General features: G+C 30.2%; 17 protein-coding genes and 1 pseudogene. All 18 read left to right on the forward strand.

The window, feature by feature from the left end:
* Positions 1-40: 40 nt before the first annotated feature.
* Complete coding sequence (locus PHEL85_RS10425; protein WP_036824773.1) at positions 41-850, forward strand: SGNH/GDSL hydrolase family protein; 810 nt, start codon at positions 41-43, stop codon at positions 848-850.
* Between the two features lie 22 nt (positions 851-872).
* Entirely contained in the window at positions 873-2450 is a 1578-nt protein-coding gene (locus PHEL85_RS10430) for a sulfatase family protein (protein WP_052108542.1), read from the forward strand.
* 130 nt (positions 2451-2580) lie between these two features.
* A complete protein-coding gene (locus PHEL85_RS10435) occupies positions 2581-3069 on the forward strand; it encodes a hypothetical protein (RefSeq protein ID WP_156109187.1) in 489 nt (162 codons plus the stop codon).
* Between the two features lie 224 nt (positions 3070-3293).
* On the forward strand, positions 3294-4889 hold the full coding sequence (locus PHEL85_RS10440; RefSeq protein ID WP_052108543.1) for a sialate O-acetylesterase: 1596 nt from the start codon (positions 3294-3296) through the stop codon (positions 4887-4889).
* Positions 4890-5485: 596 nt separating this feature from the next.
* Positions 5486-7462: a hypothetical protein gene (locus PHEL85_RS10445; RefSeq protein ID WP_200882344.1), complete on the forward strand. Its 1977-nt coding sequence runs from the start codon at positions 5486-5488 to the stop codon at positions 7460-7462.
* 59 nt (positions 7463-7521) lie between these two features.
* A complete protein-coding gene (locus tag PHEL85_RS10450; protein ID WP_200882345.1) occupies positions 7522-10269 on the forward strand; it encodes a heparinase II/III family protein in 2748 nt (915 codons plus the stop codon).
* A gap of 66 nt (positions 10270-10335) precedes the next feature.
* A complete protein-coding gene (locus PHEL85_RS10455; protein ID WP_200882346.1) occupies positions 10336-11850 on the forward strand; it encodes a sulfatase-like hydrolase/transferase in 1515 nt (504 codons plus the stop codon).
* A gap of 33 nt (positions 11851-11883) precedes the next feature.
* Positions 11884-13542 (forward strand): GH39 family glycosyl hydrolase, encoded by a 1659-nt coding sequence (locus PHEL85_RS10460; RefSeq protein WP_052108544.1) that lies wholly within the window; start codon positions 11884-11886, stop codon positions 13540-13542.
* A 17-nt stretch (positions 13543-13559) separates the two neighbouring features.
* A pseudogene (locus PHEL85_RS18145) lies at positions 13560-14483 on the forward strand (sulfatase-like hydrolase/transferase).
* Positions 14484-14525: 42 nt separating this feature from the next.
* A complete protein-coding gene (locus PHEL85_RS17975) occupies positions 14526-15014 on the forward strand; it encodes a hypothetical protein (RefSeq protein ID WP_200882348.1) in 489 nt (162 codons plus the stop codon).
* A gap of 112 nt (positions 15015-15126) precedes the next feature.
* Entirely contained in the window at positions 15127-15936 is an 810-nt protein-coding gene (locus tag PHEL85_RS10470; protein WP_036824778.1) for a DUF1961 family protein, read from the forward strand.
* A gap of 182 nt (positions 15937-16118) precedes the next feature.
* A complete protein-coding gene (locus PHEL85_RS17895; RefSeq protein ID WP_162179436.1) occupies positions 16119-17684 on the forward strand; it encodes a ThuA domain-containing protein in 1566 nt (521 codons plus the stop codon).
* A 27-nt stretch (positions 17685-17711) separates the two neighbouring features.
* Positions 17712-18905 carry a mannose-6-phosphate isomerase, class I gene (gene manA, locus PHEL85_RS10485; protein ID WP_036824779.1) on the forward strand — a complete coding sequence of 398 codons (1194 nt, stop codon included), beginning with the start codon at positions 17712-17714 and terminating at the stop codon, positions 18903-18905.
* Positions 18906-19401: 496 nt separating this feature from the next.
* Positions 19402-20700, forward strand: coding sequence for an MFS transporter (locus PHEL85_RS10490; protein WP_052108545.1), 1299 nt, complete (start codon positions 19402-19404; stop codon positions 20698-20700).
* Positions 20701-20746: 46 nt separating this feature from the next.
* Positions 20747-21589 carry a 5-dehydro-4-deoxy-D-glucuronate isomerase gene (gene kduI / locus PHEL85_RS10495; protein ID WP_036824785.1) on the forward strand — a complete coding sequence of 281 codons (843 nt, stop codon included), beginning with the start codon at positions 20747-20749 and terminating at the stop codon, positions 21587-21589.
* 16 nt (positions 21590-21605) lie between these two features.
* Positions 21606-22400, forward strand: coding sequence for a gluconate 5-dehydrogenase (locus PHEL85_RS10500; RefSeq protein WP_036824787.1), 795 nt, complete (start codon positions 21606-21608; stop codon positions 22398-22400).
* Positions 22401-22543: 143 nt separating this feature from the next.
* Positions 22544-23629 (forward strand): DUF4861 family protein, encoded by a 1086-nt coding sequence (locus PHEL85_RS10505; protein WP_235318263.1) that lies wholly within the window; start codon positions 22544-22546, stop codon positions 23627-23629.
* A 192-nt stretch (positions 23630-23821) separates the two neighbouring features.
* Positions 23822-25306, forward strand: coding sequence for a xylulokinase (locus tag PHEL85_RS10510; RefSeq protein ID WP_036824792.1), 1485 nt, complete (start codon positions 23822-23824; stop codon positions 25304-25306).
* The last annotated feature ends 24 nt before the right edge of the window (positions 25307-25330 follow it).

Raw genomic sequence — 25330 nt, forward strand, 5'->3', positions numbered from 1 at the left:
AGTTTTATAAACCTAACTTATTATTAAATAAGATTGAAAAATGAATCGTAAAAAATTTATAAAAATTATTGGTTTTAGTATTTTCGGAATAGGAATAGCTCCAGTTGCTTTTGCTGAAAATATATATAGAAAAATCAATGAGAAATTATGTAGATTAACTTGGAAAAAACTCTGTGGCAAGATTGGAAAAGTTTATAAAACGGATGCTTTTAAATATATACATCCTAAAAAGGATACTCCAAATGTATTTATATATGGCGATTCTATTTCAATAAAATATTCATCAAAAGTTAGGGGAATTTTAAAAGACAAAGCGACTGTTATACGTTTGTTTAAAAACGGTGGTTCTAGCCATAATTTCATTGAAAATATGGAAAAGTTAGAGAAAACGATGTTTCAACCAGGGTTAGAAAATGGTTGGAATTTTAAATGGGATTTAATTCACTTTAACGTTGGTTTACATGATTTAAAATACCTTAAAGGAAAACATCTCTCTAAGAAAAACGGAAAACAAGTTTCATCGATAAATGACTACAAATCAAACTTAAATGAAATATGTAATTATTTAAAAAAGAAATTTCCAAATACAAAATTGGTGTTTGCGACAACAACACCTGTTCCTGCAAATGCAAAAGGACGATTTGAAGGTGACAGTATAAAGTTTAATAAAGCAGCTTTAGAGGTTTTGAATAATTATCCTGAAATTATAATAAATGACCTTTTCGCATTTACGAAACCACATTATGAAAAGTGGGCTCAAGAACCAGGGAATGTTCACTATAACGAATTAGGATTTAATCAACAAGGGAAAGAAGTAGCTAGAATAATAGTTGAAAATTTAAACTTATAAAAAAAAGAAAATTAATTATAACATGAAAATTTTATCAAAAATCACAACTATTATAAGTTTTTTTTTACTTGTTTCTTGTGGGAATACAAAAACTGAAAAACAAACCAAACCAAACAAACCTAATATTGTTATTATTTATACAGATGATCAAGGTGCTGGAGATGTTAGTGCTTTAAATCCTGAAGCTAAATTTTCTACACCAAATATGGATAGAATAGCAAATGAAGGAGTTGCTTTTACAGATGGGCATAGTAGTGATGCAGTTTGTACGCCATCAAGATACAGTTTATTAACAGGACGTTATAGTTGGAGAACGTCTTTGAAAAAAGGTGTTTTAAGAGCTGATGGGCCTTGTTTAATTGAGAAAGATCGAATGACAATTGCTTCTATGCTTAAAGATAATGGCTATAATACAGCTATGGTAGGTAAATGGCATCTTCAAATGGAATTTGAAGGTAAAAAAGGAGTAGATAGAGATTGGTCTAAACCATTTACAGATGGACCAATAGAAAAAGGTTTTGATTATTTCTTTGGAATTGCTGCATCTATGAATTATGGGATTTTGACTTTTTTAGAAAATGATAAAGTTCTAGATCCTCCTACTTTATTCACTAAAAAGAAAATGGATGTAACACCTCGTACTTATAGAATGACACCCCCATATAAAACAGAAATAGCTAAAGGACATGTTGAGGTTGCAGCATCATTTAATGATGAAATAGTATTAGAAACATTTGCTACTAAAGCAGTAGATTATATTAATAACTCTGCAAATGAAGCTAAAAACGGAAAACCTTTTTTCTTATATATGCCCTTAACTAGTCCTCATTTACCTCACTGTACACATCCAGATTTTCAAGGAAAAAGTGCATGTGGAAATTATGGAGACTTTATGCAAGAAACAGATTATAGAGTAGGGCAAGTATTAGATGCTTTAAAAGCAAATGGTTTAGAAGAGAATACTTTGGTTATTTTTTCTTCGGATAATGGTGCAGAATCTAATTATATATATCAAAGAGATACGTACCAACATTATAGTAATCTAAATTTTAAAGGAGGAAAAAGAGATATTTATGAAGGAGGTCATAGAGTGCCTTTTTTAATGCGTTGGCCAAATAAAATTAAGGCTGGAGGAAAAATAAATACACCAGTTTGTCAGACAGATTATTTAGCAACAATTGCAGATATTGTGGGAGTAAAAATACCAGATAACGCTGCTGAAGATAGTTATAGCTTGTTACCTTTAATGAAAGATGTTAATTCGATAGAAGGTACAGATAGAACAGTTATTCATCATTCTTTTACGGGGCATTTTGCAATTAGAGAAGGTAAATGGAAATTAAATATGTTGCGAGGTTCAGGAGGATCTTTAAAACCTAAATTAATTGAACCAAAAGAAGGAGAAGCAATTTTTGAACTTAACAATATGGAGGAGGACCCAGGAGAAACGACAAATCTATATTTTGAACAACCAGAAATCGTTGAAAAATTAAAGAAAAAAATAACAGATATCATACAAAACGGACGTTCTACAAAAGGAGAACCTCAACCGTTTGTGAAGGAAAAATGGAATCAAGTAACGTGGATGGATGTTAAATAAAATACTAATTTTATCAAGTGGTGTGCACAAAATTTCAGATTGATTAAATGTATGAAATATCATATAACTAAATAACAAAACATAATTACTTTATTTACATATGGTTCAGATCAGAATGATATTTATTGGAATGATTTTAATATTTACAACTTCGTGTAAGACACCAAAAAACACTGATTGTGCAAAAGTTGATAGTATAATTAACAAAACAATTGCTTTAATAAATAATAGAAATTCTGAAAATTATATAGAAAGTATTGATTTTTATACAATAGAGAAAATCTGGATTAAAGAATGTGAAATGGATCCTACTAAAATAGAGATTCTTGAGTTTATTAAGGATAGAGAGGGTAGAATTCAAAGTTTTTCAATGAGTTACAGCACAATGATAAGAACAATTGAAAAAATACATAAACTAAAAGGTTGGAAATTTCACTTAGAGTCTTATGAGTATATTGACACTGAAAATTTATTAAATTTTAACATACTTCGATATAACTTGAAACTAAAAGATAATTTTGGTAATAAGTGGAAAATGCATTTTCACATTACAGAGTATAAAGATTGTTATTATATTACAGAGCCAATCGAAGTAAATTATTTCACTAAAGAATGGTAACCTTCAGCACACAACACCTCATAAAATTTATGCCTATTTTAAAACTTAAATCGACAAACATTCAACAAACAATTTTTTTCGCCCTAATACTTCCGATTTTCTAGTCTCACAAATCTTATAAAAACCCGATGATAAAAAGTAGTATAAAAGATTTCTTAGACACTACTTTATAGTTTTTTAAATATTTTATTTATAAATTTTTATCAATTTTAAACTTTAGACCTATGCGTTTTTACAACAAGTTAATAGTTATTTTACTATTTGTTTTACCTCAAAGTATTTTAGCAAATATATCTTTAAATTCACTTTTTTCTGATCATATGGTAGTTCAAAGAGAAACTGAAATTCCTATTTGGGGATGGGCAGATGCAAATGAAAAAATATCTGTTGAAGCAAGCTGGGGAGCCAAAGCACAAGTTGTAACCAATGCAAATGGAACTTGGAGAGTGAATTTAAAAACGCCTAAAGCTGGTGGTCCATTTACAATTACTGTATCAGGAAAAAATACCATTGTAATAAATGATGTTTTATCTGGAGAAGTCTGGCTTTGTACAGGTCAATCTAATATGGATTTTTCTATGGAAAAGTTTTTGAATAATTCTAGAGATCCTAAACATCAACCTTTGGTTGAATATATTAGAAAAGAAGTTGCAACAGTAAATGATGACTGGCTTAGACATATTGAAGTACCACAAACAACATCATTAAACGAAAAGAAAAAAAACTTTGATGGAAATTGGGTAAGCGCTAATGCGAAGGGAATTAGAAAAATCACAGCAACTGGGTACTTTTTCGCAAAAGAATTACGCAAAGAATTAAATGTGCCAATTGGTTTGGTAGAGTGTTCTTGGGGAGGTACTCGCATTGAGCCTTGGATTTCTGAAGAAGCTTATCTTGAAAATGAAAATTTGAAAGATTTTTTTGAAGCTAATAGAAAAGAAGTAAATGAAGTTATAAAAAAGATGGATGCTGATGATTATAAAGACACCATTTTTGAGCGTAAGCTGTCAACTTGGAAAAAAAATGGTAGTAAAAGGCGTAAACCTAGAGCTTTTGTAAACCCAAGAGAAAGCAATAAGATACCTACTACATTGTATAATGGAATGTTAAGTGCTGTTATTCCATATAAAATTAAAGGTGCAATTTGGTATCAGGGAGAGAGTAATGCTGTTTATAGACAAAATGAATATGAAGAGTCTTTTACTACAATGATAGAAAGTTGGAGAGCAGATTGGAGTCAAGGAGATTTTTCATTCTACTGGGCGCAATTGGCAGCGTGTAATAGAGCAAATGACGATGCAGATAAAGGTTGGGCAACAGTTAATAATGAGTTGCGAAAAACCTTAAAATTACCTAATACAGGAATGGCCGTTTTATATGATATTGGTGAGCCTAAAGATGTACATCCTCATAATAAAATGGATGCAGGAAAGCGTTTAGCTTTATGGGCTTTAGACAGAGATTATCATAAAAAAGTAAGCGCAGTTAGTGGACCACTATTTAAATCGTTTAAGATCAAAAAAAATAAAATTAAAATTTCATTTACAAATACTGGATCTGGATTAATGGTAGGTAGTAAGCATTTGTTAGATGATACTATAGAAATTAATGAATCCTTAAAATGGTTTGAAATTGAGGGAGAAGATGGTGTTTGGGAAAAAGCAGAAGCTAAGATAATTTCGAAATCTAAAATAGAAGTTTGGAATTCATCAATTTCAAAACCAATAAATGTACGTTATGCCTGGTCTGAAAATCCTGAGGGAGCTAATTTGTATAATAAAGAAGGATTGCCAGCAGCAGTTTTTTCAACAGAAAAGTAAAATTAAGAATCTATTTTTTACCTTTTTAAAAGAGATGTATCTAACGTTATTTCATAATTTTAAATATAACTTTTATTTTTTTTGTAAAATACTTTACTATAGCTAAAATTTATGCTCAAATTGATTATAATTTATACATTATGAATTATAATTTATATGCTTTAAAAACAAAATTATATACTATTGAACTAGTAATGTGAGAATTACATTTTTAATAAAAAGTAAATGTTTAAGTAATTGGAAAGAATATCAATTAAATTACTAAGGAGTTCATTAACAAATGGAACTTACATAGTTAATTGGTATCAAAAAAATAAAGTTGATTAAGAATTTGAATTTTGTGTTAATTATTTTGAATTTGAAAACTCGGTATTTAATTAATATCGAGTTTTTTTTATCTCTTTTTTTTTAAAAATATGGTTAATTTTTAAGGTGGGTTTGATGTAATACTCTATTATAGCTATAATTAATGACCAAATTGCTTATAATTTATATATCCTGAGTAATAGTTTATACTTTTTTGAAGCTAAATTGTATAATATTGAACTACTACTTAAAAAACTACATTTTCAATAAAAGAGTATATGTGTAAACTAGTGAAAAAGTTATCAATTAAAAGTTATGAAAAAATAAAAATAGTAGTGAGCGCTATTGTTTTGTTAACTGTATTTACGGCTTGTAATACAGTTTCAAAATCTACTTTAGATCTTCAAAATTTTTATCAAGAAGGAAAAGAGAATGCTATTTATCCAAGTGCAAAACAGATAGAAATGCTAGAGTCATTTATCCCTGAAGAAGCGTATCAACCTTCACCTTCAATATTAAATAGAACGTATTGGGATAAGATTTTAACGACAAAATCTGGAAAAGAATATTTAGAAAATGCATTATTAGAACTAAATAAAGTACCAGAAGTACCAATTACAGATAGTATTTACAGATTAGCAAATAAAGATGGTAATAGAGGGATTTATAAACCTAGGTATTATCGAACAATGGAACGATTAGAGCATTTTGTTTTAGCAGAATGTTTAGAAAATAAAGGTCGCTTTTTACCTCAAATAGAGATTTATGTAAGAGCAATTATTTCTATGAAGTCTTGGGTACACCCAAATCATGATGATAATGAAAATGGAGTTTTAGAAGGCAGACGAGTAACAATAGATTTAGGAGCTAGAAGGTTTGGTTCTGATTTAGCTTTAGCAGAAGTACTTTTAGGCAATAAATTGAATGAGAATCTAAGAACTGATATTAAAAAAGAGTTACAAACAAGAATTATAGATTCTTATTTAACAAGTAGTAAAATTTTAGATAAAAACAATAAATGGCTTAAGAGTACAAGTAATTGGAATTCTGTTTGTACTAGTGGTTCGTTATTTGTAGCAATTTCAATTGCTAAAAATAGGGAAGAACGTATTGCTGCTATTGGAAGTGCTTTAAATAGTATGAAATATTATTTAAGTGGTTTTGGTGCTGATGGTTATTGTTCTGAAGGTGCTGGTTATTGGAATTATGGTTTTGGGCATTATTTATATTTAGCACAAACTTTATCAGATTATTCTAATGGTTCAATAGATTTGTTTAAAGCTGATAATCCAAAAATGTTAATGGATGTTGGTAATTTCCCAGAAAGATATCAAATTCATAAAGGTATTTGCGCCCCATTTTCAGATGGTGTCTCTAAAGTTTCTAATGATGGTGGTTTTGCATACAATATGTCTGTAAAACATTATGGAGCTACAATGCCAGAAGTGTCAAAAAAATCAAAAAGTCATGATTCATTTTCTGCTGTCTATCAATTAGTAGCATGGAATGATCTAGAAGAAACAGAAGATATTACAAGTAATAATAATTCTAAGTCAGAACTACCTAATTATACCTTTTTTGATGATATAGGAATGGTAATTTCACGAGGTAAACAAGAAATTCCATTTTCTATAGCGATGAAAGCAGGTCATAATGCAGAAAATCATAATCATAGTGATGTTGGTACTTATACAATTGTTTTGGGTAAAGATATAATTACTGGAGATATAGGAGCGCCATCTTATAGAGCTGGTTCGTTTTCTCCAGACAATAAAGCTAGAAGTTCTTGGGGACATCCAGTTCCTAAAATAAATAATCAACTTCAATCTAATGGAAGAAACTTTTCAGGAAGTATTACAACAACAGAATTTAAAGAAAATAGCGATAAAGTTGTGATGGATTTAAAATCAGCATATGAAATTACTGAGTTAAAATCATTAGTAAGAACTTTTAAAAACGACAAAAAAGAGAATGGAGTAATTTCTATTAAAGATGAATTTTCTGCAATAAAAAAAGTTCCTTTTGGAGTGGCAATAATGACTTTGTCAGAATATGAAATCATCAATTCGAATACGGTAATACTTACAACAGAAAATCAGAAAATTAAAGCTGAAGTTTTTTGTGATGGAGGGCAATTAATAATTAAAGATGAATTGGTTCCTGTAAAACATTTAAGAGAAGGAGGACCGGCATACAGAATAGGTGTTGATTTTACAGTACCTGTTAGTAAAGGTTCAATAACAATTAAATACACACCAATATTATAATAAGAATTCTGTTTTTTTAGAAATATTAGAAGCATGTAATCTACATTAAAGAAGTAATAATGATAATAAGAAAATTAGTAGTTCCAGTTTTTTTTCTGCTTATAGCGAATTTTATACACGCACAAGTTGCTAATACAATACCGCTTCCAAATAAGCTTGAGCAAGGCTACCCAAGATTATATATTACACAATCTGGTAAAAAAGCACTAAAAAAAACAATCAAGAAAGAAACTTGGGCAAAAGATGTTTTAAATGGTCTTCATAAAAAATTAGATGTATATGTAGATAGACATGTTACAGATAAAGAGTGGATTGTGTCAAGACTACAAATGTATTGGAAAACGAAAGCTACTAATGTGTATGTTAATGGAATTCATTATTCTCATGCAGATGGAAAAGCACCAGTGCCAACAGTTAAATTTACAGGGTCTAGAGATGCAACTACAAATTATGGGAGACCAAGTATAGAAGATATTTTACCTTATATGGATGACCCAAGAGGAATTTATTTACCTAATAAAACTAAAAAAGGTCACCCTTTTGAATGGGCAGAACCATCTGTTACAGGGAATATAATTGTATCACTTAATGAAACTATTTTAAGGTTAGGAAGAGATGCAGCTTTTTTATATTGGTTAGAAAACAATGAAGATTTTGCAAAATTTGCATTCGACTTATTTGATACTTATATGCAAGGTATGTCATATAGAAGTGAACCAATAGATTTAATGAATGGTCATATTCAAACGCTTGTAGGTTTTACACATTTTCAGGTAATACATGAAAGAGCACTTCAAATCAATGCTGAATTATATGATTTTTTACACCCTTATATTGAAGCTAATTATCCTGATAGAATTCAAGGATATGATAAAACAATAAAAAGATGGACAGATCAAGTTATTAAAAATGGTGTACCACAAAATAATTGGAACTTGCATCAGGGAAATATTATTTTAAAGGCTGCAATGGTTTTACAGGATAATAAAAACTATGAAGACCAAAAAGGGCGTGAATATTATATCAACTATATTTTAAATGTAACTTCTGCAAGACAATGGTCGTTATCTAAATTTATGGATTATGGTTATGATGAAAATAATGGTGTTTGGAATGAATGTCCAAGTTATTCTATGGGAGTAACTAAAGCGTTAACCAACTTTATTAGAGATTTCGATAATACATTTAATCATAATATACTGCCTTTTACACCAGTTATGGAAAAAGCAGTTAAGATGATTCCTCAGTATTTATTTCCAAATGGAGAAACAGTTTCTTTTGGAGATAGTTATTATGGGGCATTAAGTACAGAATCTATGAGTGATATGATTAGAATGGCTCAAAAAAATGAGGATGAAGTTTTAGAAGAGGAATTTACATCAATGTATAAGTTGTTTACTAAAAATAAAGAACATTCTAAAAAAAGGAGAAAAGCAAAAGCAGATATATCTTCATTTTTTACAAGTAAACCTTTAGAATTAAATAAAAAATATAAGAAAGCAAATTTAAAATATTATGTTACTCAAACTTTTTATGCACCAAATGTAAGTTGGTCTATTCAAAGAATGGGGCAGGGTAAAGATGGAATGATGGCATCTTTAAACGCCTCTCTTGGAAACCATATGCATGCAAATGGTATTAATTTAGAATTGTATGGAAAAGGTTTTGTTCAAGGAGCAGATCCTGGTAAAGGAGCAGGGTATTTAAATCCAGTTTACTTAGAATTTTACTCTCAATTCCCTGCTCATAATACAGTTATGGTAGATGGAACATCTTCATATACAGAAATGTTGAGTAATCATGCATTTGATATGATGGGGATGTACCCCAAATCTGAACAGAAAGAAGGATATTATAAAGATATTACTTATACTGATGTTTTCTTTTTAGAACCAGAATCAAGAAGTGACCAAAGTCGTTTGGTTAGTATTGTAAAAACAGGCGAGGATACTGGATATTATATAGATATTTTCCGTTCAATGAAACAACGTAAAGGAGATAAATTCCATGATTATTTTTATCATAACCTTGGTCAAAGTATGAAAATAAGCGATGTAAAAGGTAATTTATTAGATCTGAAACCAAGTGAAGAAATGGCTTTTGCAGGCGGACATCTTTATGCATTTGACTATATGTGGGATAAAAAATCTATTCGTACAAGTGATGATTATCAAGCAGAATGGAAAATAGATATGCCAGAAGGTAAAGAAGATGTGTTTATGAATCTTTGGATGAAAGGAACAGAAGGGCGTGAAGTGTTTTCTATAAAATCGCCACCAAATAAAGCCTTTAAACATGGAGGTAATTTACCTTATGATGTTGGGAGAGCTCCTTATTTAACAATAGCAGCAAGACAACATGGAGAAGCCTGGGAACATCCGTTTATTTCTGTGTATGAACCATTTACTTCAACAAAAGGGAAAAGTGTAAAAAGCATTACTAGTTTCGAAGATGAAAACGGAAGTAAAGAATTTGCAGGTTTAAATATTATCAATAAATCTGGTAGAGAAGATTATATATTTTCTTCTTATGATAACCAAAAAGTTAGTTATAAAAACATGTCATCTAATGCAACGTATGCTTTAATTGGTACTGAGAAAAATAACGATTTTGTAATGTTTATGGGGAATGGAACAGAACTTATTGCAAACGAAATTATTCTTTCATCCAAAGAAAAAGGAAATGTAGTTTTAGAGAAGAAAGAAGGAAAACTGTTTTTAAATAATGAAGTACCTGTAGTTATTAAAGTAGGTAATAAAGAAAAGAGTTTTAAGGAAGGGAACTTTAGAACGATTTTAATTAATTAGAATTGCATAGTAACGAAAAAATAAAGGTAAATATTTCAGTAATAGAAATAAAATTTTAAATATAAAATGATTAATAATTTAGAAATGAGAAAACGAATGAATAAGATTTTGATACTACTAATTTCAACAACATTTTTAGTTAGTTGTGGAAAAGCACAAAAAGCACAAAAAGAAAAAAAACGTCCAAATTTTCTGTTTGTTTTGGTTGATGATCAGTCTCCTTTTGATTTAAAAACATACGATCCTAATTCAATTTTGGAAACACCGAATATTGATAGACTTGCAAAAGAAGGAATTGTTTTTGATCAAGCAAGAAATATGGGGTCTATGAATGGTGCAGTTTGTACACCATCTAGACATATGATTATGTCTGGACGTACAGTTTGGGATTTACCTCCTAGTGCAGAGTTTCAGAAACAAATAGATTCTCATCCTATAGACAAACAAACCATGGGTGCTGTATTTAATAATGCAGGTTATAAAACAATGAGAACTTGTAAAAAAGGGAATTCGTATCCTGGTGCAAATAGACAATTTACTGTAGTTAAAGATGCAACTAAAAGAGGAGGAACTGAAAAATCGGGTAGTGCTTGGCATTCAAAACAAGTAATGGAATATTTAACAGACAGAGAAGCTACAAAGGAAGAAGATCCATTTTTAATTTATTTTGGTTTTTCACACCCACATGATACAAGAAATGGGACTCCAGAATTATTAGAAAAATATGGAGCTGTTAATCATAAAGATAAAAACAGTTTTCCAGAATTAAACCCAAAACAACCTCACCTTCAGGATAATTATTTGGAAGCTCATCCATTTTTTCACGGTCATCCAAATTTAAGAGATGAAGAGCGTGTAAGTGGAGTTTGGAAAAGAAGAGATGAAAAATCAATTAGAAATGAATTAGGAAGAGAATATGCTTGTTCAGAAAATATTGATATTCAAATAGGGAAAGTTCTAAAACAACTTGAAGAAATGGGTGAATTAGATAATACATATATTATTTATACTTCAGATCATGGAATGTCTATTGGTAGACATGGATTAATGGGGAAGCAAAATTTGTATGAGCACACATCTCGGGTGCCTTTTATTGTTAAAGGTCCTGGAATACAGTCTGGTAAACGAGTTGAAGGAAATGTTTATTTACTAGATGTTCTACCTACTTTATGTGAGTTAGCAGGAATTAAAATACCAGAAACGGTACAAGGAAAAAGTTTTAAATCTGTTTTAGACGGAGAAAAAGAAAATGTTAGAGATGTAATGTATGGAGTTTATGCAGGTGGTACAAAACCTGGTATGCGTTCAGTGAAAAAAGGTGATTGGAAATTGATTAAATATGATATGATGGATGGTGCAGTTAGAGAAACACAGCTCTTTAACTTGAAAGAAAATCCTAATGAATATTTACCAGAGCATCATAAAAAGGGAGAATTAGAAACAAATTTGGCCGAAAACCCAAAGTATAAAGAGAAATTAAAAGAGATGGAAAATTTATTACTAGAACAAATGATAGAAAATAAAGATCCATATAGACTTTGGAATCAAACATTAAAGGAAACTTCAACAACATTAAAATAAATAAACACAAATTACACAATAGATTCAATTATTATGAGATATAAAAAAGAGTTCATTAAGCATCAAATATTAGTACTTATTGTAGTGATTTTTGGTTGTTTCCAAAGTCATGCACAGAAAAATATAAAAATTGATGTTTCAGGTAGTGGCGAAAAGTTTGATCATTATTGGAGTAAAATGGTGGGAGCAGGTAGAGCAAATGAAGGTTTACGTGCTGGTTGGTTAGAACAACTAGAGCAAGTTCAAGAAAATTGCGGCTTTGAATATGTACGTTTTCATGGAATCTTTCATGATGATATGTTTCCTGTAATAATTAAAAATGGAAAAACAGTTTACAACTGGCAATATATAGATGATTTATTTGATAGAATGTTAGACTTAAAAGTAAAGCCATTTGTTGAATTAGCATTTTTACCAACAAGTATGGCAGCAAAAAACTCTAAAACAGTTTTTTGGTGGAAAGCAAATATTACACCTGCTGATGATTCTTTTGAAAAATGGCACGATTTGGTGAAAGCTTTTACGCAACATTGTGTAGATAGATATGGAATTGATGAAGTACTTACTTGGTATTTTGAAGTTTGGAATGAACCTAATCTATATCCTTTATTTTGGGATGGAACAAAATCTCAGTATTTTGAATTGTACAAACAATCTGCTTTAGCAATTCGTTCTGTAGATAATAGATTAAAAGTAGGAGGACCTTCTACAAGTAACTTTGTACCTGACACTCGTTTTGATGGTGAAGTGACTGATGATGAAGCTTCAGAAGCTGTTTTTAATACAAAAGATATTAATGCTTTGCAATGGCATGGTGTATGGATTGAAGATTTTTTAAAGTTTTGTGCTAAAGAAAAACTTCCAGTAGATTTCGTTAGTACTCATCCTTATCCAACTGATTATGCTTTTAATCCTGAAACTGGAAAAGGAAAAGGATTAACACGTTTTGTAAAGTCATTAAAATTAGATTTACAATGGTTAAACAAAGTGATTGCTAAGAGTGCTTATCCTGATGTTGAAATTCACTTAACAGAATGGAATACTAGCCCTAGTAGTAGAGATGCAATGCACGATCGTTTGCCTGCAGCAGCTTATATAGTAAAATCTAATTTAGATTGTATTGGTTTAACCAACTCTTTGGCTTTTTGGACTTTTACTGATATTTTTGAAGAAAAAGGAGGAGCAGCAAGTATATTTCATGGAGGTTTTGGAATGATAAATTATCAAGGTTTGGTGAAGCCTTCATACCATGCTTACAGAATGTTACATCAATTAGGCGATGTAAAATTGTATAAAGATGATTTCTTATTTGTTAGTAAAGATTCTAAGAATGATAAAATTGTAGCCTTAGCTTATAATTACCCAAAAGAATATGAAAATGCGGTGCCTTCAGGAACAAATAAAAGAGAAAAAGGAACTTCTAAACAAGTAAAATTTACATTAAAAGATTTAAAACCTGGAAGTGTATTTGAATTTGAAGTTTTAGATAAAGATCATGGAAATATTCATAATGTTTGGGAATCTATAGGAAAACCTGAACCTCCAACTCGTGAAGAAATTAAGTTCTTAAAAAAAGAAGCTTCTAACTTAAAAACTTGGACAATGGTAGTTGATAAAAAAGGAAACTTAATTATTGACCAAGAGTTAAGTCCTTGGGCAGTAATGTTAATTAAACAATTAAATTATAAATGATTTATACTTAATTAAAAATGAAAACAATTAAGCAACTTTTTTTTACACTCCTTATTGTAACAAGTCTTTTTTCTTGTAAAGAAAAAACAGAGAATACAAAACCAAACATTGTAGTAATTCTTTGTGATGATTTAGGCTTTGGAGATCTTTCTTCTTTTGGACATCCAATAATTGAGACGCCAAATTTGGATGCAATGGGAGAAAAAGGTTTGCATTTAACCAATTTTTATGCAGCTGCTCCTGTTTGTTCTCCTTCTAGAGTAGGACTTATGACAGGGAGAAGCCCTAATAGAGCTGGAGTTTATGATTTTATTCCTAGCCCTAAAAGAAGTGATGATCTTAGAGATTTAGTGCATATGCAAGAAAATTAACAAACGATTTCTCAACGATTAAAAACAGTTGGTTATGAAACTTGTTTGTCTGGGAAATGACATTGTAATTCTAAGTTTAATAGTAAAGCACAACCTAAACCAGGTGATTTTGGTTTTGACCATTGGTTTGCAACACATAATAATGCTGTTCCAAGTCATGAAAACCCAAGAAATTTTATCAGAAATGGTGAAAAAGTAGGAGAGATTCAAGGGTTTAGTAGTCAAATTGTTGTGGATGAAGCTATGAATTGGTTAGACAAAAAGGAGTCAAACAATCCTTTTTATCTTCAAGTTACCTTTCATGAACCTCATGAACCAATTGCTTCACCAAAAGACTTAGTCCAAAAATACCTTCCGTTATCAAAAAATATGAAACAAGCAGAGTATTTTGCGAATGTTGAAAATATGGATAAAGAAGTTGGGAGATTGTTAGCGTATTTAAAGAAAAATTATGGTGATAATACATTAATTGTGTTTAGTTCAGATAATGGTCCAGAAACTTTAAATAGATATTATCGTGCAACTAAATCTTATGGGTCTCCAGGAGAATTAAAAGGTATGAAATTGTAGACAAATGAAGCTGGTATTCATGTTCCAGGGATTTTTTATTGGATGGGGAAAAAGACTTTTCAAGGTAAATCAGAAGCTGTTATTTCATCTTTAGATTTTATGCCAACTTTTTGTGAGTTAACAGGTGCAGAATTACCAAATGTAAAATTAGATGGAGAATCATTTGCTTCAATTTTTGAAAATGGAAAATTTGAAAGAACGAAACCATTATTATGGAGTTTTTATGACGCACTTAATGAGCGTGTTGTAGCTATGAGAAAAGGAGATTATAAAATTATGTGTCGTTTAGAAAATGATAGTGTTGTACTTCCTAAAATACATAATATGCATGCGGGAAATGAAGATTTGATAAAACAAGCTAAGTTAACAGATTTTGTTTTATATAATCTTAAAGATGATGTTGGTGAATCTGAAGATTTATCTTTAAAACAACCAGAGGTTTTCAAAAAAATGAAAGCGAGCTTAAAATCTGAATATAATTATTTGTTAGAAGGTAGTTTTGTCTGGGAAAGAGCTAAATCGAAAAAATAATAATTCAATCTTTTGAATGGTTAATAGATGAAAGGGTTTGTTAATCAGTGTTCTGTAGTTAAAGTTGCAAAAAGAAGAATGAAACTATTTTAAAATTCTAAATTAGATTGAGATGAATTATATCAAGAAGCCACTATTTTTTAAAGTTTTAACAATGCTAGTATTGTTATTGAGTTTTAGCTGTTCCCAAAAGGTACAGGTTGAATTCAATAAGCAGAATAAAGCTACTGAATGGAAACTTAAATTTTCTGATCCTTGTGTAGAAAATTGGCAAAATAATTGGTTTCTTGATGGTGAAATTGCAAAGGTAGAGTACAATAAGTATGGTATGGATTTAATTGCAGGACCCATCAATAGAAATAATGCTCACCACTCTGTTCTTTGGACTAAGCAATCATTTGAAGGAGATGTAAAAATAGAATACGATTATACTCGTACAGATTCTACAGTGGTCAATGTAAATATTTTATTTATTCAGGCAACTGGTATTGGTAAAGGGATTTTTGATAAAGACATTAGTAAATGGAATGACTTCAGAAAAGTACCAACGATGAGTAAATACTATAATAATATGAAAACGATTCATATTAGTTTTGCTGCTTTTCCGATGGTAAATGAAGATCCAAAGAATGATTATTTAAGAGTTAGAAGGTATCCAGTAACAGAAGATATTACTTTTAAGGATATGGAGGTTGCACCTTCTTACTTTAAAACAGGATTATTTAAAACAGGAGTTACTTATAAAATGACTTGGATTAAGTCTGGTGATAAACTTTACTTATCTGTAAAAGACAATAATGAAACAAAATGGTATTCGTGGGATTTGTCGAGATTTGATCAAATTACAGAGGGTAGAATTGGCTTAAGACATATGTTTACACGTTCTGCTAGTTATAAGAATTTTAATGTGTGGACTAAATAATTGCTATAAATTTTATAAAAGAGGTTTATAATTTATAAGGAATGAATAGTAAGTTATGCTTAAAAACTATTAGATGATGTTTTTTTGTATTGATTGTTTTTTCTACAATAATTTGTTTGTTTTAATAGCAACCTATTTTAGTAAATACTTTCTTTTTGATTATTTAAATAAAATATACTTAAATGAGACTTAAATCAATTTCACTTTTTATTGTTGTTATTTTCATGTTCGTAAATGTACATGCTCAATATAAAAAAACTAATATTTTAGTTTTTTCAAAAACTGCAGGATATCGTCATAAATCGATACCAGCAGGAATTAAATTACTAACTAAAATGGCTGGTAATAATAATTGGGAAGTTTCTTTTTCTGAAGATTCTAACGATTTTACAATCGATAATTTATCGAAATTTGATGTTCTTGTTTTTTTAAATACAACAGGAGATGTTTTAAATGATCATCAACAAGTAGCGTTACAAAAATATTTTGCTAAAGGAAAAGGCTATGTTGGTATTCATGCAGCTTCAGATACAGAAATGAAATGGAATTGGTATTCTGAGATGGTTGGAGCTAAGTTTAAGGGCCATCCAAAAATACAACCTGCAAAATTAATGATCCATAAATCTTGTAATCATCCAGCAATTAAAGATTTTAATGAAATAGAAAATTTTACTGATGAATGGTATAATTTTGTAGATCCTGTAGGGAAACATGTAACTGTTTTAGCTACTTTAGATGAATCTTCGTACGAAGGGGATAAAATGGGGATAAACCACCCTATAAGTTGGTATCATCATTATGATGGAGGTCGTGTTTTTTATACAGGGTTGGGGCATAGAGTAGAAGCAATTAATGATAAACGCTTTTACAAACACTTAGAAGGTGGTATTCAATGGGCAGCAGGTTTAAAAGAAGATCATAAACTTTCAAAAAAATGGAATAACCTTTTAGAAGGAGATCCATATAAAAATTGGGATGTTTTTATGGGAGTTCCTCACGCTTCTGTAACAGGTTTAGATAATGTAGATCCAAAAAGTAATGGAAAAAAAGGCATTCCATTAGGTTTAAATAATGACCCTAAAAATGTTTTTTCTTTTGAGACTATTAAAGGAGAACAGGTATTACATATTTCAGGGGAAATATATGGAGCATTAACATCAAAAAAAGAATATAAAAATTACCATTTAAAGATGGAGTTTAAATGGGGAGAAAAAATATGGGAACCAAGAATAGATAAACCAAGAGATAGTGGAATTTTATATCACTGTACAGGTCCTTATAGAAAGTTTTGGAATGTTTGGATGGCTTCTCAAGAAATGCAAGTTCAAGAAGGTGATGTTGGAGATTATTATGGTTTATCTAATGTAGGGATTGATATTCCTTCTGCTTTAGTAGATGATAAAAAAGGGTTAGATTATAAAAGAGGTGCTACTCTAAATAAATTTTCTAAGATAGAAAAAGGACGTCCAGCACACTGTGATAAAGGTTTTGATAATGAAAATGCACATGGAGAATGGAATACTTTAGAATTAATTTGTTACGAAGGAACTAGCCTTCATATTGTGAATGGAAAAGTAGTGATGGCTTTATTTAATTCTCGTTACCAAAATTCAGAAAAGGAATTTCTTCCCTTAGAAAAAGGACGTATACAAATTCAGTCTGAAGCTGCGGAAGTGTATTATAAAAATATCGTAATCAAATCAATTAAGAAAATACCTAATAGGTATAAAAAAAGTATATTAAAATAATTTTAAGATTCAATAATGATAAAAAAGATGTCACTTTTAAAAGGAAAAGTTCAAAATTATGCTTGGGGTGGAACTCAATATATTCCTGAATTGTTAGGTTTAGAAGTAAGCGAAAAGCGATGTGCAGAGTATTGGTTAGGTGCTCATGTAAATGCACCATCTATTTTAAAAACACCAGAAGGAGATAAGTCTTTAGATGAATATTTGCACTTGAATCTTACAAGAGTATTAGGAACTAAAATTGCCGATAAGTTTGGTCGATTACCTTTTTTATTTAAGGTTTTAGATGTAAATGATATGTTGTCAATTCAAGTTCATCCTTCTAAAATAGAAGCAGAAAAAGGATTTAAATTCGAAAATGAACAAGGAATTCCTTTAACAGCAAAGAATAGAAATTATAAAGATGATAACCATAAACCAGAAATAATGGTAGCTCTAAGTGAGTTTTGGTTGTTGCATGGTTTTTTACCAAAAGAGAAGTTAATTCAGGTTTTAAAAACGATTCCAGAATTCAATCATCTTTTAACTGTTTTTGAAGATAAAGGATATTTTGGCCTTTACAAACAAGTAATGGAGCAAACTACAGAGGAAAGTAATAAAATACTACAGCCTTTAGTAAATAGATTATTACCGCTTTACAAAGCAGGTGAATTAGATAGAACAAACCCAGGGTATTGGGCTGCAAAAGCAGTAGATTCTGCAAATGACACAACAATCTTAGATAAAGGGATTTATTCTATTTACTTTTTTAATATCGTTATGGCTAATAAAGGTGAAGCAGTTTTTCAAGACGCTGGTATTCCTCACGCATATTTAGAAGGTCAGAATATGGAGCTAATGGCAAATTCAGACAACGTTTTAAGAGGAGGTTTAACTCCTAAACATGTAGATGTGCCAGAGTTGTTAAAACATGTTGTTTTTGAAGAAACACATCCTAATATTATGTTAGGCGAATTACAAGATGATGGAATAGAACGTATTTATAAAAGTCCTGCACCAGATTTTGAATTGAGTCAAATATTGCTTAATTCAGAAAATAAATATCAATCAGTTGCACAAACAGCTCAAGTATTAATAGTTATTGAAGGAGAAGCTGAAGTTTCTGAAGGAGATGTTTCTTTAGTTTTAAAGAAAGGACAAGCAACTTTTTTATCTGCCGAAAGTGATTATAGAATTACATCACCAAGTTTAGCTACAATTTATAAGGCTACTGCACCATAAAAATAATATATTCTTTAAGAATATTTAGAACTCCTTTCAAACAAAACTGAAAGGAGTTTTTTTATTGATGAGATGTAAATTCAAATCAGTACATATTTTTTTAGATACTTATGCTGGTAAATTTCAACGTTTAATTTTTAATATTTTTTTGCGATTAACTTGATATGATTCTTAAATCAGAAAGTGAAGTAATCGTTTATTTAGTTGATGGAAAAAAACAGGTTATCTCTTTAAGATGATTTTAAAAGTTAAGATTCTAAAATTATCATTAAGGATATATGGATGGTGAAAAATATGTTCAGAAAACACACCCAATATTTAAACAATATGATTAGAAAATCAAAATTACCTATACGATTCCTCTAAAGCCTTTAATGGAGTATAGTTTATAGTATTTGAATAATAATTTACATCTCGTTTTTGGTAATTGTTTTAAAATTGTTCTATAAATATTCTAATACTATTTTGATTCAAAAAATTAATAAATAAACTAATTATGAGTGAAACTAAAAAGATAGGAAACTATCGATACAGAATATTAGCCCTACTAATGTTTGCAACTACTATCAACTATTTTGATAGAAGTATTATTGGAGTAATGGCTCCAACCTTAGAAAAATTATTTGGATGGACTAATAGTGATTATGCAAATATTATGATTTCATTTAAAATAGCATATGCGTTAGGTATGCTTTCTATGGGAGGATTAATAGATAGATTAGGTACTAAAAAAGGGTATACGCTTTCAATTGCAATATGGAGTTTTTTCGGGATGTTACATGCATTAGTTCGTCCTGGATTTAGTATTATCGGTTTTGCAGCAGCAAGATTTGGATTAGGTTTTGGAGAAGCTGGTAATTTTCCTGCTGCGATTAAGACAACAGCAGAATGGTTTCCAAAAAAGGATCGTGCTTTTGCTACAGGTCTTTTTAATGCAGCAACAAGTATTGGTGCAATAGCTGCACCTTTTGTAGTTGGATGGATTGTTCATGAAAATGGAAAAAATTGGCAAATACCATTTTTAATTACAGGAGCCCTAAGTGCTATATGGGTGTTTTTATGGTTTCGTATGTATAAAAAGCCAGAAGTTCATCCAAAAGTAACTGCGGAAGAATTAGCTTATATACAAGAGGATTCTAAAGTAGAAAGTGAAGAAAAATTACCTTGGAAAAGTGTATTAGACAAACGTCAAACTTGGGCTTTTGGTTTAGCTAAAATTACAGATGCTGTTTGGTGGTTTTACCTATTTTGGGGAGCTAAATTTTTATCAACAACATTCGATGTAAATATTAAAAATATAGCATTACCATTTTTTGTAATCTATATTTTAGCTGATGGAGGAAGTATTTTTGGAGGTTATTTATCTGGTGCCTTAATGAGAAAAGGATGGACTATTAATAAGGCAAGAAAAATCACTTTATTAATATGTGCTTTAATAATATTACCTGTAAGTTTTGTAGCTGTTACAGAAAGTAAATGGCTTGCAATCTTTTTAATAGGACTTGCAGCAGCAGGTCATCAAGCTTGGTCAGCAAATATTTTTACGCTAGTTTCAGATGTATTTCCTAAAAAAGCAACAGCTTCTGTTGTAGGTATTGGAGGTATGATTGGAGCGGTTGCAGGTATTCTTGCAGACATGGCTTTAGGTTCTGTTTTGGATCAGGCTGGGAACAGTGGGTACTTTTGGGCTTTCTTAATAGCTGGTTCATGTTATTTAATCATATTAGGTTTAGTGCATTTATTAATGCCTAAAATGGTTCCATTAGATGAAAATTTAAAACCTATAAAAAGGTAAATAATATATAATATAAAAACAAAAGAATAAATTTAAAATATAAATTATGGCAACAACTTTCGAAACAAGATACGCTTCAAGTCCACAAGCAGTTAAAAAATACGATACACAAGAATTAAGAGATGAATTTTTAGTTCCAGATTTAATGCAACCAGGAAGTATTAAATGGGTATATACGCATTATGATAGATATATGGCTGGTGGAGCAGTACCAACTTTAGAAGCTTTAACTTTAGAAACTATAGATTCTTTAAAATCTGAATACTTCTTAGAAAGAAGAGAAGTTGGTGTTATCAATGCAGGAGGAACAGGAACTATTATTGCTGATGGTCAAGAATATAAAATGTTACACAAAGATGCCTTATATCTTGGTAAAGGTGTAAAAGAGGTTGTTTTTAAAAGTGATGATGCTAATAATCCTGCAAAATTCTATATGAATTCTGCACCTGCACATACTGCTTACCCAACAAAACAAGTTACAAAAGCAGAAGCAAATAAAATTGAATTAGGTAGTTTAGAAACTGCAAATCATAGAACTGTAAACCAGATGATTATAGGTGGAATTGTAACTACTTGTCAATTACAAATGGGGATGACAGAGTTAAAAACAGGAAGTGTTTGGAATACTATGCCAGCTCACGTTCATGATAGAAGAATGGAAATTTATTATTACATAGACATTCCTCAAGATCAAGCAGTTTGTCATTTTATGGGAGAACCAAATGAAACACGTCATATTTGGATGAATAACCATGAAGCAGTAATTTCTCCACCATGGTCAATTCACTCTGGGTCAGGAACATCAAATTACACATTTATATGGGGAATGGCAGGTGAAAACTTGGATTATAACGACATGGATGTAGCTAAAATTACAGAATTAAGATAAAAAAAGTATAAATATAATGAACGAATTATTCGATTTATCAGGGAAAGTTGCTTTAGTAACAGGAGGAACTCATGGGATAGGAATGGCATGTGGAAAAGCACTAGCTAAAGCAGGAGCAAAATTATGTATTAATGATATTAATGATGAAAAATTAGAATCTTGTAAAGCTGAATATGCTAAAGATGGTATAGATGTTTATACAATTAATTTTAATGTTTGTAGTGAAGAAGGTGTAGATAAAGGAATTAGTCAAATTGAAGCAGAAGTTGGACCTGTTGATATTCTTGTAAATAATGCAGGGATAATTATACGTGTACCTATTTTAGATATGCCAGTTTCTGAATTTGAGAAAGTACTTAATGTAGATTTAGTTGCTCCATTAATTGTTGCTAAACGTGTTGCTCCAGGAATGATTGAACGTAGAGGAGGGAAAATTATTAACATGTGCTCTATGATGAGTGTGTATGGTCGTCAAAATGTATCAGCATATGCAGCAGCAAAAGGTGGTTTAAAATTATTAACGGCTAATATGTGTTGTGAGTGGGCAAAATATGGTATACAAATTAATGGAATTGGTCCAGGATATATCGCTACAGACCAAACAGCTCCAATTAGAGTAGATGGACATCCATTTAATGATTTAGTTATGACTCGTACACCTGCAAATCGTTGGGGTGAACCAGAAGATGTTGGAAATGCTTCATTATTTTTAGCATCAAAAGCAGCAAATTTTGTAAACGGACATGTACTTAACGTTGATGGTGGAATCATTGCAAACTTTGGTTATGTAAAAGGCGAAAATGATATTTAAAATAATATAAAATTGGTATTGTTATCAACTATAGTATTCAATAAAATAAAACATTTATGAGTTCAATAAAATTCGTTCTTTTCTCTTTAACTATATTAATTTGTAGCTCTTGTTCAAAAGAAACTAAGAGTAAATATATTGTTGTGAAAAATTCATTAACAATAGAAAGATCTTTTGAAACGATAGAGTTAACAAAAGAAATTTTAAATGTAAATGACTTAAACAACTTAGCAATTAAAGATGTTAAATCAAATGAAATACTAATTACTCAATTAGTAGATATAGATGGTGATGGAAATATGGATCAATTATTATTTCAACCTCAGTTATTACCAACTTCTGAAAAAAAATATGAAGTAGTTATAATTTCTGAAACAAAAAAAACAAAATCTGAAGATTTATGTTACTCACGCTTTGTTCCAGAACGTACTGATGATTATGCATGGGAAAACAATAGAGTTGCTTTTAGAACTTTTGGACCTAAAGCTCAAGAAATGATTGAAAATGATGTTCCAGGAGGTACTTTATCTAGTGGAATTGATGCTTGGTTAAAAAAAGTTGAATATCCAATTATCAATAAGTGGTATGCTAAAAACGATATTAGACCAGGTGCTTATCATGAAATGAGTCCAGAAGGACTTGATAATTTTCATGTTGGTTCAAGTAGAGGTGTTGGTAGTACAGCTGTAAAAAAAGATGCAGATTATTACATCTCTAAAAACTACACTAACTGGAAAACAATTACAACAGGACCAATTAGAACAAGTTTTGTTTTAAACTACGCAGATTGGGTTGCAAATGGACAAGTAATTTCTGAAAAAAAGAATATTTCTTTAGATTATGGAAGTAATCTTACAAAATATGAAATTGAAGTTAAAGGAACAGATGTAATTTCTGCAGGCTTAACATTGCATGAAAATGATGGAGTAATTACAGAATCGGTAAATAAAGGATGGATATCTTATTGGGAACCACATGGTGATTCTGAATTAGGAACAGCAATAGTTGCTACTAAAGGAAACATGGTAGCGTCAGAATATTATGTAACACCTTTACAAGATAGAAGTAATTTGTATGCCCAGTTAAAAGTAACGAATAACAAAGTTGAATATTATTCTGGTTATGGTTGGAAAGAATCTAAACAGTTCCCAACTAAAGAATCTTGGGAAAAATATCTTAATGAGTTTTCTCAAAAAATTAATGCTCCATTAGTTGTGGTTATAAAATAATACAAAACCATTAGTATTATTTTTTTTAAAAAATTAACAATATTAGATATAACTGATTAATGAGTACTAATTTATTTACTTTTTAATCAGTTTTTTATTTTATAAATTATGTGTTTCAATATTTTGGAATATTTTTTTAGAAGCATTTAAACATTTTGTAACTACTAAATTAACATTAATAGAATCGTTATAATGAATTACTATTTAGGATTAGACATCGGAAGCTCATCAATAAAAACAGCTTTAGTAGAAGTTGAAACAGGTAAAAGTTTAGGAGTTGTTCAAGAACCGAAAGAAGAAATGAGCATGTTTGCTCAAAAAAATGGTTGGGCAGAACAAGAACCAAAAAATTGGTGGTTGCATGTTTGTAATGCGATTAAAAAGCTAAAAAAAGAATACAAAATTAGCAGAACTCAAATTAAAGGTATTGGTATTTCGTACCAAATGCATGGTTTGGTTTTGGTTGATAAACAAGGAGAACCTTTGCGTAAAAGTATCATTTGGTGCGATAGTAGAGCGGTAGAAACAGGAAATAAAGCATTTAATGAAATTGGAAATGACAAATGTGCTTCACATTTATTAAATTCTCCAGCCAATTTTACAGCATCAAAATTAAAATGGGTAAAAGAAAATGAACCAGATATTTATAGTCAGGTTTACAAATTCATGCTACCTGGAGATTATATTGCTTATAAATTTTCAAACAAAATAAACACCACTATTTCTGGATTATCAGAAGGAATTTTTTGGGATTTCAAAAAAGATACAATTGCAGATTTTCTACTAGAACATTACGGATTTGATAAAAATTTAGTTCCAGATATTGTAGATACTTTTAGTATTCAATCTTTAGTTGATGAAAAAGGAGAGGAAGAAAGCGGATTAGCAGCCGGAACCCCAATTTATTACAGAGCAGGAGACCAACCCAATAATGCATTGTCATTAAACGTTTTTAACCCTGGAGAAGTTGCTGCAACAGGTGGCACATCTGGAGTTGTATATGCAGTTACAGATAATCTATCAGGAAAAGAAAGTACTCGTGTAAATAATTTTGCCCATGTTAATTATAAACAATCTATCCCAAGAATTGGTAAACTTTTAAATATTAATGGAGCAGGTATTCAATATCGTTGGTTACTAAACAATTTAGCTGTCAATTCTTACGAAGACATGAACAAGTTGGCCTCAGAAATTACTGTTGGTTCAGATGGAGTTTGCTTAATTCCTTTTGGTAATGGAGCAGAACGTATGTTAAATAACAAAGAAATTGGTACTCGAATTGTAAACATGAACCTAAATAATCACCATAAAGGTCACATGTGTAGAGCAGCCTTAGAAGGCATCGCTTTCTCATTTGTGTACGGTATGGAAATTCTAAAATCAGACGGAATTACACCAAGCGTTATAAGAGCAGGAAATGACAATTTATTCCGTTCAGAAATTTTTGCAAACACAGTGGCTACTTTAATCGAGCAAGAAATCGAAATCTACAATACAACCGGAGCCATTGGTGCGGCAAGAGCAGTAAATTTACACAAAGGCGATTTTGAAACTTTCGGAAAAGTAATTATGGACAATGATCACGTAATGACATTTATGCCATTTAAAGACAAAAAGCTTTATTTAGAAGCTTACAATAATTGGAAAAAAGAGTTAGAACTTATTTTAAATAAATAATTTTTGGACGTTACCTAAAAAGGT

Origin of the sequence: Polaribacter sp. Hel1_85 (assembly GCF_000766795.1) — a bacterium.
In the GTDB taxonomy this organism is placed as follows: domain Bacteria; phylum Bacteroidota; class Bacteroidia; order Flavobacteriales; family Flavobacteriaceae; genus Polaribacter.